The organism is Citrobacter amalonaticus, assembly GCF_018252635.1.
Lineage (GTDB): Bacteria > Pseudomonadota > Gammaproteobacteria > Enterobacterales > Enterobacteriaceae > Citrobacter_A > Citrobacter_A amalonaticus_E.
In genome coordinates, this window is sequence record NZ_JAGTXM010000002.1 from 756980 (window position 1) to 769487 (window position 12508).

Below are 12508 nucleotides of genomic sequence, written 5' to 3' on the forward strand. Positions count from 1 at the left end.
TTCCTGACTCGCTGTATCACAGGCTCACGCCTGTATTCCTCAGTGCTCACACTGCTTAAACCTTGATTTGCCTGTAACCGGACAGGTAAGGTTTTTTGCATCCTAAAAAAAGCAATTTACTGATTTATTTATCAGGGGACAAACGTTGCTTTTATTCCGGCGTTATCAGTTTCTCATTCGAGAAATTGAGGACCTGCTATTACCTGAAAATAAAGAGATGAAAATGTCTGAATTAAAAATTGCCGTGAGTCGTTCTTGCCCTGACTGTTTTTCTACACAACGCACGATTGTGAATGTTGATGAAAGTAATTTTATTGACGTGGCTGCCGTGGTGTTGTCTGTCAATGATATTGAACGTGGGAAACTCGATGAAATTGACGCGACCGGCTACGGCATTCCCGTGTTTATCGCAGCAGAAGAGGAAGAGCGTGTACCGGCGGAACATCTGCCACGCATTTCGGGCGTATTCGAATGCAATGAAGCCCGCACCGCTTTCTATGGTCGTCAGTTAGAAACCGCTGCAAGCCATTATGAAACGCAATTACGTCCTCCTTTCTTCCGCGCGCTGGTTGACTACGTTAACCAGGGAAATAGCGCATTTGACTGCCCCGGACATCAGGGGGGCGAGTTTTTCCGTCGTCACCCGGCAGGTAATCAGTTCGTGGAGTATTTTGGCGAAATGCTTTTCCGCTCTGACCTGTGCAACGCCGACGTGGCAATGGGCGATTTGCTGATCCACGAAGGCGCGCCATGCATCGCTCAGCAACACGCGGCGAAAGTCTTTAATGCGGATAAAACTTACTTTGTGTTGAACGGAACGTCCTCATCCAACAAAGTGGTGCTGAACGCGCTGCTGACTCCCGGCGATCTGGTGCTCTTCGACCGTAACAACCATAAGTCAAACCACCACGGCGCGTTACTGCAGGCGGGCGCAACGCCGGTGTATCTGGAAACCGCACGTAACCCGTACGGCTTTATCGGCGGGATCGATGCCCATTGTTTTGAAGAGAACTACCTGCGCGAACTGGTCAGTGAAGTGGCGCCGCAGCGCACTCGCGACGCACGTCCATTCCGTCTTGCGGTTATCCAGTTAGGGACCTACGACGGCACGATTTATAACGCGCGTCAGGTGGTGGATAAGATTGGTCACCTTTGCGATTACATCTTGTTCGACTCCGCCTGGGTGGGCTATGAGCAGTTTATCCCGATGATGGCGGATTGTTCGCCGCTTCTGCTGGAACTGAACGAAAACGATCCGGGTATTCTGGTGACGCAGTCCGTTCACAAGCAGCAAGCGGGCTTTTCCCAAACCTCACAAATTCACAAAAAAGACAGCCATATCAAAGGACAGTCACGCTATGTGCCCCATAAACGCATGAATAATGCGTTCATGATGCACGCCTCTACCAGCCCGTTCTACCCGCTGTTTGCGGCGTTGGATATTAACGCCAAAATGCACGAAGGCGTCAGCGGGCGCAATATGTGGATGGATTGCGTCGCCAATGGTATCGACGCGCGTAAACTGATCCTCGATAACTGCCACCATATCCGTCCGTTTGTGCCGGAATTGGTTGATGGCAAACCGTGGCAGTCTTATCCGACTGCGGAGATCGCCAACGACCTGCGTTTCTTCCACTTCGTTCCCGGTGAACACTGGCATGCGTTTGAAGGTTATGCCGAGCATCAGTACTTTGTTGACCCTTGCAAACTGCTGCTGACCACGCCGGGCATCAACGCACGCAATGGCGAATACGATACCTTCGGCGTCCCGGCGACTATCCTGGCCAACTTCCTGCGTGAAAATGGCGTGGTCCCGGAAAAATGCGACCTCAACTCAATCCTGTTCCTGCTGACCCCAGCGGAAGACATGGCGAAACTGCAGCAGCTCGTCGCCCTGCTGGTGCGCTTCGAGCGACTGCTGGAGTCTGACGCGCCGCTAGCCGAGGTACTGCCGTCTATCTACAAACAGCACGAAGCGCGCTATGCCGGTTACACCCTGCGCCAGCTATGCCAGGAGATGCACGACCTGTATGCGCGTCATAACGTGAAGCAACTGCAAAAAGAGATGTTCCGTAAGTCACATTTCCCACGCGTCAGCATGAACCCACAGGATGCCAACTACGCCTATCTGCGCGGTGAAGTCGATCTGGTGCCGCTCCCAGAGGCCGAAGGTCGTATTGCCGCTGAAGGCGCGCTTCCTTACCCGCCGGGCGTACTGTGCGTAGTTCCAGGCGAAGTCTGGGGCGGTGCGGTACTGCGTTATTTCAGCGCGCTGGAAGAAGGGATCAACCTGCTGCCCGGTTTCGCGCCGGAACTTCAGGGTGTGTACCTCGAAGAGTGTGATGGTCGCAAACAGGTGTGGTGCTACGTGATTAAACCGCGTGAAGCACAGAACGGCCTGTTGAAAGGAGAAGCATTATGAGTAAATCCAAATCCAATAAAATGGGCGTGATGCAGCTTACCATTCTGACCATGGTCAATATGATGGGCTCCGGGATCATCATGCTGCCGACCAAACTGGCTGAAGTCGGCACCATTTCGATTATCTCCTGGCTGGTGACAGCCGTCGGTTCCATGGCGCTGGCCTGGGCATTCGCCAAGTGCGGAATGTTCAGCCGCAAATCAGGCGGCATGGGTGGGTACGCGGAATATGCGTTTGGTAAATCCGGCAATTTCATGGCGAACTACACCTATGGGGTATCGCTGTTGATTGCCAACGTCGCCATCGCGATCTCCGCTGTGGGCTACGGTACCGAACTTTTCGGCGCCACACTCTCCCCGGTGCAAATCGGTCTCGCTACCATCGGCGTACTGTGGATCTGTACGGTCGCTAACTTTGGCGGTGCGCGCATTACCGGTCAGATCAGCAGCATCACTGTCTGGGGGGTGATCATTCCGGTTGTCGGTCTGTGCATCATCGGCTGGTTCTGGTTTAGCCCAACGCTGTACGCCAACTCGTGGAACCCGCATCACGTACCGTTCTTTACCGCTGTCGGTTCGTCTATCGCGATGACGCTGTGGGCGTTCCTTGGTCTGGAGTCCGCCTGTGCGAACGCGGAAGTGGTGGAAAACCCAGAAAAAAACGTACCGATTGCTGTACTGGGCGGGACGCTGGGCGCGGCGGTGATCTACATCGTCTCCACCAACGTGATTGCCGGGATTGTGCCGAATATGGATCTGGCGAACTCCACCGCGCCATTTGGCCTGGCGTTTGCTCAGATGTTCACTCCAGAAGTGGGTAAAGTGATCATGGCGCTGATGATCATGTCCTGCTGCGGTTCACTGCTTGGCTGGCAGTTCACCATTGCGCAGGTCTTTAAATCCTCTGCCGATGAAGGCTATTTCCCGAAAATCTTTTCTCGCGTGACCAAAGTCGATGCGCCGGTTCAGGGAATGTTGACGATCGTCATCATCCAGAGCGGCTTATCGCTAATGACCATCAGTCCGTCGCTGAACAGCCAGTTTAACGTGCTGGTCAACCTGGCCGTGGTGACAAATATCATTCCGTATATTCTGTCGATGGCCGCGCTGGTGATCATTCAGAGAGTGGCGAATGTGCCTGCTGCAAAAGCAAAAACGGCAAACTTTGTCGCCTTCATCGGTGCGATGTACAGCTTCTATGCGCTCTACTCGTCAGGTGAAGAAGCGATGTTGTATGGTTCCATCGTGACCTTCCTCGGCTGGACGCTGTACGGCCTGGTATCACCACGCTTTGAGTTGAAAAATAAGCACAGTTAAAGCTAGCTAAACAAAAAAGGAGCCTTTCGGCTCCTTTTTTAATTCAGTGGTAACTCAGGCGTTTTTCAGCACTTCGCTGACGATTTCGACCGCTTCCTTCTCGATCTGCTTGCGATGCTCTTCACCAAGGAAGCTCTCGCAATAGATCTTGTAGGCATCTTCGGTACCAGACGGACGTGCCGCGAACCAACCGTTATCGGTCATCACCTTCAGACCGCCAATCGACGCTCCATTACCCGGTGCTGCCGTCAGACGTGCGGTGATCGGGTCACCGGCCAGCGTACTGGCACTAACCATCTCCGGAGACAGTTTAGACAGCGCCGCTTTCTGTGCCGACGTTGCGCCTGCCTGCAGACGGTTGTAGCTCGGCGCGCCAAAACGGGCCGCAAGCTCATTGTAGTGCTCCTGCGGGTTTTTCCCGGTGACGGCTGTAATTTCCGCCGCCAGCAGGCACATGATGATCCCGTCTTTATCGGTAGACCACGGCGTACCGTCGAAACGCAGGAAGGATGCCCCCGCGCTCTCTTCTCCGCCAAAGCCAAAGCTGCCGTCAAACAGACCATCAACAAACCATTTAAAGCCCACCGGGACTTCGACCAGTTTACGACCCAGATCGTTAACCACGCGGTCAATCATTGCCGAAGAGACCAGCGTCTTACCGACAGCCACCTCTTTACCCCACTGCGGACGATGCTGGAACAGGTAGTTGATAGCCACCGCCAGGTAGTGATTCGGATTCATCAGCCCTGCCGGGGTGACGATACCGTGACGGTCATAATCCGGATCGTTGGCGAACGCCAGGTCGAACTTATCGCGCAGCGCCAGCAAACCGGCCATGGCACATTCGGAGGAGCAGTCCATACGGATCGCGCCATCTTTATCAAGATGCATAAAGCGGAAAGTCTGATCAACCTGATCGTTTACGATAGTCAGATTGAGTTTGTAATGTTCAGCGATACGCTTCCAGTATTCGATGCCGGAACCGCCGAGCGGATCCACGCCCAGCGTCAGACCGGCTTTCTGAATCGCCGCCATATCGACGATATCCGCCAGTCCCTCAACGAACGGCTGTACCAGGTCCTGCTCTTTGACATGACCGGACGCCAGCGCCGCATCCAGAGAAATACGCTTCACGCCTTTCAGATCGTCAGCCAGCAGCGCATTCGCGCGATCTTCCACCACTTTCGTGACGTTGGTATCTGCCGGGCCACCGTTAGGCGGGTTGTATTTAATGCCACCATCTTCCGGCGGGTTGTGGGACGGGGTAATCACAATACCGTCAGCCAGCGGCCCACCTTTTTTGTTGTGGACCAGAATGGCATTCGAAACCGCGGGCGTTGGGGTAAAACCGTTGTTCTCCTGAACAATCACGTCGACACCGTTCGCTGCGAGCACTTCAAGTACGGAGATAAACGCCGGTTCGGACAGTGCATGGGTATCTTTGCCCACGTAGCACGGCCCCGTAATGCCGTTTTTCGCACGTTCTTCCGCGATAGCCTGCGCAATCGCCAGAATATGGGGCTCGTTGAAACTATGACGGCCTGCACTGCCACGGTGTCCGGAGGTGCCGAACTTCACCGCGTGTTCCGCATTTCCTTTTGCGGGCTTCAGTACATAGTATTGAGCCGTCAGTTGCGCGACGTTAATCAAATCACTCTGTTGCGCAGGTTTGCCTGCGCGGTCGTGGATTGCCATTGCCTGGTCCTTCTCTGCATGGATTAAATTGTTCCGCAAACCTTTTCAATCAATTCCGCCGGGAATTGCATTGACTGCATGATGTGCTCAATCATGCTGCATTTACGGCCGGTGTTGGTGTTGGTGATCACCCAATACGGCGTGCCGGGCACGTGTTTTGGTTTGGTTTGGTTACCATTTTTCAGTAGCGTCTGTTCATCAGCCGCGAAGTAGACACGCGTACGGCCATGCAACGATTCCGTTGCCTCAGCGAACGCGTGTTGATCCAGTGTATAGAGTGTAGTCAGCACCAGCATAAAGCGGTTAACGGCTTTCTTCTGTTCCGCATATTCATCGGACAGAAGCAGCTCACGCATAGCGCGCACTTTATCTTTGACAAGATTGACGGGTTTCGCCTCCGCAACAACCGGTTGCGCGGCGCGAACCTCTTTTGTCACTGGCGTGACGGGCTGTGATGCGGCGGAAAACTTCAACATACGCCGTAAAATCTCGGATGCGCTCTCGCCGATATGCTTCGTGTGGCTGGCAATATAGCTGTAGAGTTCATCATCAACTTCAATCGTTTTCATCTTAATCCAGTGCGGTGTCTTATCTGATCTGAAATACAAATCGTTGGGAGTATAGGGGCAAATCCCAACGGCGAATAGCGTCAAACCTGGCTTAACAAAAAACTCGGAGAAAACCGAAGTGGTTGCAGCCCAGTGGCAGAATGGTCAACATAATACCCTAACCCGACAGAGCGAAAAAAAGAACTTTGCCATGAAATTGAATATCCGAGCGCAATCCGCACAAAACCTGCACAATAATTCTCCCATCGTACTGGTTCACGGTTTATTTGGCAGCCTGGACAACCTGGGCGTACTGGCGCGAGACCTGGTGAATGACCATGACATCATCCAGGTTGATATGCGTAATCATGGTCTTTCTCCGCGTGACCCGGTGATGAACTACCCGGCGATGGCGCAGGATCTGCTGGATACGCTGGATGCGCAACACATCGATAAAGCCACCTTTATTGGTCACTCGATGGGGGGTAAAGCGGTAATGGCGCTCAGCGCGCTGGCCCCGGAACGTATCGCCCGTTTAGTGGCGATTGATATTGCCCCGGTGGATTACCACGTCCGCCGCCACGACGAAATTTTCGCCGCCATCAACGCGGTGACGGCGTCGGAAGCAAAGACCCGCCAACAGGCTGCCGCTATCATGCGCGAGCATCTTCATGAAGAAGGCGTGATACAGTTTTTACTGAAATCATATGTTGACGGCGAGTGGCGCTTCAACGTGCCGGTGCTGTGGGAGCAGTATCCGCATATCGTTGGCTGGGAGATAATACCAGCCTGGGATCATCCGGCACTGTTTATTCCCGGCGGCAATTCCCCTTACGTCACCGAAGCGTATCGCGCGGATTTACTGGCACAGTTCCCGCAAGCACGTGCGCATGTGATAGCCGGGGCCGGCCACTGGGTGCATGCCGAAAAGCCTGAGGCCGTGCTGCGCGCCATCCGTCGTTATCTTAATGAAACGGCTAACTGATTAAAAACTCAGCGTCCGTGCGCGATTACGCGTGCGAACGTTGGCGCGCCTCATTCGCTGATGTATGATGGCGCGCTATCCAGCCGGGCAGAGGCCTGGCTGATTGTTTCCCCGAAGTCACCAATATCATGGCCAAAGAACAAACGGACCGTACGACACTAGATCTGTTCGCGCACGAGCGTCGCCCGGGACGACCGAAAACCAATCCGCTTTCGCGCGATGAACAGCTGCGCATTAACAAGCGTAATCAACTCAAACGCGACAAAGTTCGCGGTCTTAAGCGTGTCGAACTCAAACTCAACGCGGAAGCGGTTGATGCGTTGAACGAGCTGGCGGAATCCCGAGAGATGAGCCGCAGTGAACTGATCGAAGAGATATTGATGGCCCAACTGGCGGCACTACGCGGCCAGGATCTCGCCTGAAATCATCCCATCTCCCACTTTCGTGTAGCATGGAGTGCACTCGTGTGCGTTTGCTATTTCCGCATACCTGACTGTTCTGCTATGATTGCCCTTATCTGTGGGCAATTCGCCACCACCATTTCAATAAGTTTCAAGAGGTTACTTTACTCATGGCAATCACTGGCATTTTTTTCGGCAGCGACACCGGGAACACCGAAAATATCGCAAAAATGATTCAAAAACAGCTTGGTAAAGACGTTGCCGATGTGCATGACATTGCAAAAAGCAGCAAAGAAGATCTCGAAGGCTATGACATTCTGCTGCTTGGCATCCCAACCTGGTATTATGGTGAAGCGCAGTGCGACTGGGACGACTTCTTCCCTACCCTCGAAGACATTGATTTCAATGGAAAACTGGTCGCGCTGTTCGGTTGTGGCGATCAGGAAGATTATGCAGAATACTTCTGCGACGCATTAGGCACGATCCGCGATATTATTGAACCGCGCGGTGCAACCATCGTGGGTCACTGGCCGACCGCAGGCTATCATTTTGAAGCCTCCAAAGGTCTGGCGGATGACGACCACTTTGTCGGTCTGGCGATTGACGAAGACCGTCAGCCGGAACTGACCGCTGAACGTGTGGAAAAATGGGTGAAGCAGATTTCTGAAGAACTGCACCTCGACGAGATCATCAACGCCTGATGTACGGCGGCGCAGACAATGTTTGCGCCGCATCAATAGACAGAACCAATCAAAATAATTGCTACAAATTTGTAACTTTCTTGCCCATCCCTGTACAATGTGCAGGAGTTTTTAGGTGGCGCTCTCATTTCCAGGCAATACCGACTATTTATTAACATTTGCCAGAGGCTTGCAGTTTTCATTTAGACACGGCAGTCCTATAATGAAACGCATTATCTCGAGTGCAATTTCTGTCACTTCTTGTATGAAGTGAATCGTTTAGCAACAGGACAGATTCCGCATGACTGACAACAATACCGCATTAAAGAAGGCTGGCCTGAAAGTAACGCTTCCTCGTTTAAAGATTCTGGAAGTTCTTCAGGAACCGGAAAACCACCACGTCAGTGCGGAAGATTTATATAAACGACTGATCGACATGGGTGAAGAAATTGGTCTGGCGACCGTGTATCGCGTGCTGAACCAGTTTGATGACGCCGGGATCGTAACCCGCCACAATTTTGAAGGCGGCAAATCCGTTTTTGAGCTGACCCAGCAGCATCATCACGATCACCTTATTTGCCTCGATTGCGGCAAAGTGATCGAATTCAGTGATGATTCTATTGAAGCGCGCCAGCGTGAGATCGCGGCAAAACACGGCATTCGTCTGACCAATCATAGCCTTTATCTGTACGGCCACTGCGCTGAAGGCGATTGCCGCGAAGACGAACACGCGCACGACGCGAAATAATTTGCATGATTCTGAATAAGCCAACCTGTCGGTTGGCTTTTTTTATGCGCGCCATTCACCACTCTGCGCTTTCTTCTGGCTGCATGTTGCTTTAATGTAAAATTTCCCCTTGCCTTGTCCGGAGAATAGAAATGGAACTTCGCCAGCTACGTTACTTCGTCCGTATTGTGGAAACCGGCAGTATGGGCAGTGCAGCGCTCGATCTCGACATCGGCGTCTCAGCGCTCAGCCAGCAGATGACGCGACTGGAAAATGAACTCGCGATTCGTCTGTTACAGCGAACCTCGCGCGGCGTAACGCCAACCAACGCGGGTCTGGCCTTTTACTCACAGGCACAGCTGGCGCTGCGTCACGCTGATGATGCTATTCTGGCCGCGCGAGAGGCGCGTCTGTCCGGGCACGTCAGCGTTGGCATGGCCCCCAGCACGGCCTCTGTCCTGGGAATGCCATTTATTCATGCTATGCGGGAACATTACGCCGACGTTCGCCTGCATGTAGTGGAAAGCCTGTCGGGTAACCTGGAGCGGATGATCAACACCCGTCAGATCGATCTGGCCGTCGTTTTTCAAAAAGAGAAGATCCTGCGCTGGAGTGCCAGGCCGGTTCTTGAAGAGCGTCTTTTTCTGATTGGCACGCACGAGCTGCTGGCGGATATTCCCGATGACACCATAACTCCCGCTCAACTGGCGAATATTCCCCTTATCATGCCAAGCCTGGGCCATGGACTCCGCGGCCGGCTGGAGGCCATTTGTCAGGAACACGGACTGAAGGTTGATATCGCCACGGAAATTGACGGTCTGACATTACTGATGCGCGCCGTTCGCAATGGACTTGGTGCCACGCTGCAACCCGGTGCCGCCATTTCTCATCTTGAGAGGGAAGCGCTAAGAGTGATCGGCGTCCATAATCCCATACTCAGTCGCCCCAATTACCTGGTCAGCCTGTCTGACGACGAACTCACCCCCGCCGGGCTCGCCGCCCGCGTGATGCTCACAAAAGTGATGCGTGAACTTGTTGAAACCGGTCGTTGGCCGGGTGCCACCCTTTACGCTCACTAAACAGGTCTTTAGCTTTTCGTCATAGCGCCCACACAACCCACGCGTATACATTTCAATTACAAATTTAACAAATAGTTAAATGGTAATGGAGTAAACGATGGTGGATGTACTGGTGATTGGCGGCGGTAATGCCGCGTTATGTGCCGCCTTAACCGCCCGTGAGGCAGGAGCTTCCGTGTTGCTGTTAGAGGCTGCGCCCCGGGAATGGCGCGGCGGCAATTCTCAACACACGCGCAATTTACGCTGTATGCACGATGCGCCACAGGATGTGCTGGTCGAGAGTTATCCCGAAGAGGAGTTCTGGCAGGATCTCTGGCGTGTCACTGAAGGCAATACCGATGAAGCCCTGGCGCGCCTGGTGATCCGCACCTCATCGCAATGTCGCGACTGGATGCGCCAGCACGGTGTTAACTTTCAGCCTCCACTCTCTGGCGCACTGCACGTGGCGCGTACTAATGCCTTCTTTATGGGCGGCGGTAAAGCTCTCGTGAATGCCTATTACCGCAGCGCAGAGAAGCTGGGGGTTAAGATTCGCTACAACTCGCCGGTACAGGCGCTTGAATTGCGCCATGGTGAATTCGTCGCCGCCCTGGCAGGGAACGAGCGCATTGAGGCCAAAGCCTGCGTCCTCGCCGCTGGCGGGTTTGAATCCAACCGCGAATGGCTGCGCGAGGCCTGGGGAGAAAACGCGCGTGGCGAATGGCCCGCCGATAACTTCCTCATTCGTGGCACCCGCTTTAATCAGGGTGTGTTGCTCAAATTTATGATCGACGCCGGGGCTGACATCATCGGCGATCCGTCCCAGTCCCATTGTGTTGCCATTGATGCCAGAGCCCCGCTGTATGACGGCGGCATTTGTACCCGCGTGGATTGCGTCTCGCTTGGCGTGGTGGTCAATCGGGACGCGGAGCGCTTTTACGATGAAGGCGAAGATTTCTGGCCGAAACGATATGCCATCTGGGGGCGTCTGGTTGCCCACCAGCCCGGTCAGATTGGCTACTCCATTATTGACAGCAAAGCGATCGGCCACTTTATGCCGCCGGTTTTCCCGGGTGCGCAAGCCAACACGCTGGATGAACTAGCCCGCCAGCTGGGGCTGGATCCCGAACGCTTTACCCATACCGTGGAGCGCTATAACCAGGCCTGTCAGCCGGGTCAGTTTGATCACACCACGCTGGACAACTGTTCAACGACAGATCTGACGCCACCGAAAACCCACTGGGCGCGCCCCATTGATACGCCGCCCTACTACGGTTATGCCCTGCGTCCGGGGATCACCTTTACCTATCTGGGACTGAAAGTGAATGAACACGCTGCGGTCCACTTTGCAGGCGTCCCCAGCCGTAACCTGTTTGTTGCTGGTGAGATGATGGCGGGCAACGTGCTGGGCAAGGGCTATACCGCCGGTGTCGGCATGTCCATCGGTACCACGTTTGGTCGCATCGCGGGTCAAGAAGCCGCGCGGGCAGCACGTAAGGAGGCGCGCCATGAAGCAGCTTGAAAAACTGATTATCGAAGCCAAAATTCTCACCGAGCCGGAGGCTGAAGTCGAGCGGGTGATGCAGGTGTGTAACGCCTGTCGCTATTGCGAAGGCTTTTGCGCCGTGTTCCCGGCGATGACTCAACGGCTGGAATTTGGTAAAGCGGACATTCACTATCTGGCGAACCTGTGTCACAACTGCGGTGCCTGCCTGCATGCCTGCCAGTACGCGCCGCCCCATGAATTTGCGATCAACGTACCAAAAACGATGGCGGAAGCGCGGCTGGAAACCTGGCAACACTACGCGCAACCGGCGGCCTTCGGAGCGCTGTATCGCCGGGCGGGCGTCACCGTGACGCTGGCGCTGGTCTTTGGTCTGATCCTCTTTTTACTCCTCACCATGGGGCTGAAGGGATCGCTGCTCCACCCGCCGTTGGCCGGTGATTTCTATCAAATCTTCCCGCACAACCTGCTGGCATGGATGTTTGGCTCGGTTTTCGTACTGGCGATCGGTTTACTGATGGCAGGGGTGATCCGTTTCTGGCGTGAGATTTCTCCCGTCGGGCCGCGCCCGGCGGAAATTGCTGAAGCCTCGCACAATGCACTGACGCTGAAATACCTCGACGGCGGACATGGCAAAGGCTGCAACGAAGCAGATGATGCTTTCACGCTGATGCGCCGTCGTTTCCATCATTTCACCTTCTACGGTTTTATGCTCTGTTTCGCCGCGACCGTGGTGGCGACTGGTTACCACTATTTTGCCGGATGGGAAGCCCCCTATCCATTCTTCAGCGTGCCGGTCATGCTTGGCACGCTCGGTGGAATCGGTTTAGTCATTGGTCCGGCGGGCCTGCTGTGGTTAAACCTTAAACGCTCACCGCTGCATGGCGACGCGCGGCAGAAACCGATGGATCGCGGATTTATTTTACTTCTGTTCCTGACCAGCCTGACCGGTTTAGGTTTGCTGGCGGGAAGAAACACCTCATGGATGGGTATCCTGCTTGCCATTCATCTTGGCGTGGTCATGGCGCTTTTTTTAACCATTCCATACGGCAAATTTGCCCACGGATTTTACCGCTGCGCCTCTTTACTCAAATGGGCGATTGAGAAGCGCCGTGGAAAACAGGCGGGGGTCGCAGGCGACTGACCCGCATACTCTTACCTCTATACATAAT

At 54.1% G+C, this 12508-nt stretch carries 11 protein-coding genes; 9 read left to right on the forward strand and 2 right to left on the reverse strand.

The window, feature by feature from the left end; all coding sequences use genetic code 11:
- The first annotated feature begins 223 nt into the window (after positions 1 to 223).
- Both speF and potE read left to right on the forward strand, forming a co-directional pair.
- Entirely contained in the window at positions 224 to 2422 is a 2199-nt protein-coding gene (gene speF / locus KE671_RS08080; protein WP_206162487.1) for an ornithine decarboxylase SpeF, read from the forward strand.
- Positions 2419 to 3738, forward strand: a complete 1320-nt coding sequence (gene potE / locus KE671_RS08085; RefSeq protein WP_206162488.1) for a putrescine-ornithine antiporter — start codon at positions 2419 to 2421, stop codon at positions 3736 to 3738. The genes speF and potE overlap by 4 nt, the downstream gene beginning before the upstream one ends.
- Positions 3739 to 3792: 54 nt before the next feature.
- On the opposite strand, the gene pgm is transcribed toward potE, so the two are convergent.
- On the reverse strand, positions 3793 to 5433 hold the full coding sequence (pgm, locus tag KE671_RS08090) for a phosphoglucomutase (alpha-D-glucose-1,6-bisphosphate-dependent) (protein ID WP_152405470.1): 1641 nt from the start codon (positions 5431 to 5433) through the stop codon (positions 3793 to 3795).
- A gap of 23 nt (positions 5434 to 5456) precedes the next feature.
- The gene (seqA, locus tag KE671_RS08095) at positions 5457 to 6002 is read right to left on the reverse strand and encodes a replication initiation negative regulator SeqA (RefSeq protein WP_043001391.1); all 546 of its coding nucleotides are present in this window, start codon (positions 6000 to 6002) and stop codon (positions 5457 to 5459) included.
- Positions 6003 to 6192: 190 nt separating this feature from the next.
- On the opposite strand from seqA, the gene ybfF reads away from it, so the two are divergent.
- From ybfF to tcuB, 7 genes are all read left to right on the forward strand, one after another.
- The gene (ybfF, locus tag KE671_RS08100) at positions 6193 to 6966 is read left to right on the forward strand and encodes an esterase (protein ID WP_206162489.1); all 774 of its coding nucleotides are present in this window, start codon (positions 6193 to 6195) and stop codon (positions 6964 to 6966) included.
- Positions 6967 to 7094: 128 nt separating this feature from the next.
- Entirely contained in the window at positions 7095 to 7388 is a 294-nt protein-coding gene (ybfE, locus tag KE671_RS08105) for a LexA regulated protein (protein WP_044326665.1), read from the forward strand.
- Between the two features lie 149 nt (positions 7389 to 7537).
- Positions 7538 to 8068: a flavodoxin FldA gene (gene fldA / locus KE671_RS08110; RefSeq protein ID WP_003022839.1), complete on the forward strand. Its 531-nt coding sequence runs from the start codon at positions 7538 to 7540 to the stop codon at positions 8066 to 8068.
- A gap of 280 nt (positions 8069 to 8348) precedes the next feature.
- Positions 8349 to 8795, forward strand: coding sequence for a ferric iron uptake transcriptional regulator (gene fur / locus KE671_RS08115; protein ID WP_046477500.1), 447 nt, complete (start codon positions 8349 to 8351; stop codon positions 8793 to 8795).
- Between the two features lie 131 nt (positions 8796 to 8926).
- Positions 8927 to 9853: a LysR family transcriptional regulator gene (gene tcuR / locus KE671_RS08120; protein ID WP_206162490.1), complete on the forward strand. Its 927-nt coding sequence runs from the start codon at positions 8927 to 8929 to the stop codon at positions 9851 to 9853.
- Between the two features lie 97 nt (positions 9854 to 9950).
- Positions 9951 to 11354, forward strand: coding sequence for an FAD-dependent tricarballylate dehydrogenase TcuA (gene tcuA, locus KE671_RS08125; RefSeq protein WP_206162491.1), 1404 nt, complete (start codon positions 9951 to 9953; stop codon positions 11352 to 11354).
- Positions 11341 to 12480, forward strand: a complete 1140-nt coding sequence (gene tcuB / locus KE671_RS08130) for a tricarballylate utilization 4Fe-4S protein TcuB (protein WP_206162492.1) — start codon at positions 11341 to 11343, stop codon at positions 12478 to 12480. Before tcuA ends, tcuB begins: the two co-directional genes overlap by 14 nt.
- The last annotated feature ends 28 nt before the right edge of the window (positions 12481 to 12508 follow it).

Excerpts from the sequence above, each read along its gene's own strand:
- speF (WP_206162487.1), top strand. The coding sequence starts at position 224 with ATGTCTGAATTAAAAATTGCCGTGAGTCGTTCTTGCCCTGACTGTTTT.
- potE (WP_206162488.1), top strand. The coding sequence starts at position 2,419 with ATGAGTAAATCCAAATCCAATAAAATGGGCGTGATGCAGCTTACCATT.
- pgm (WP_152405470.1), bottom strand. The coding sequence starts at position 5,433 with ATGGCAATCCACGACCGCGCAGGCAAACCTGCGCAACAGAGTGATTTG.
- seqA (WP_043001391.1), bottom strand. The coding sequence starts at position 6,002 with ATGAAAACGATTGAAGTTGATGATGAACTCTACAGCTATATTGCCAGC.
- ybfF (WP_206162489.1), top strand. The coding sequence starts at position 6,193 with ATGAAATTGAATATCCGAGCGCAATCCGCACAAAACCTGCACAATAAT.
- ybfE (WP_044326665.1), top strand. The coding sequence starts at position 7,095 with ATGGCCAAAGAACAAACGGACCGTACGACACTAGATCTGTTCGCGCAC.
- fldA (WP_003022839.1), top strand. The coding sequence starts at position 7,538 with ATGGCAATCACTGGCATTTTTTTCGGCAGCGACACCGGGAACACCGAA.
- fur (WP_046477500.1), top strand. The coding sequence starts at position 8,349 with ATGACTGACAACAATACCGCATTAAAGAAGGCTGGCCTGAAAGTAACG.
- tcuR (WP_206162490.1), top strand. The coding sequence starts at position 8,927 with ATGGAACTTCGCCAGCTACGTTACTTCGTCCGTATTGTGGAAACCGGC.
- tcuA (WP_206162491.1), top strand. The coding sequence starts at position 9,951 with ATGGTGGATGTACTGGTGATTGGCGGCGGTAATGCCGCGTTATGTGCC.
- tcuB (WP_206162492.1), top strand. The coding sequence starts at position 11,341 with ATGAAGCAGCTTGAAAAACTGATTATCGAAGCCAAAATTCTCACCGAG.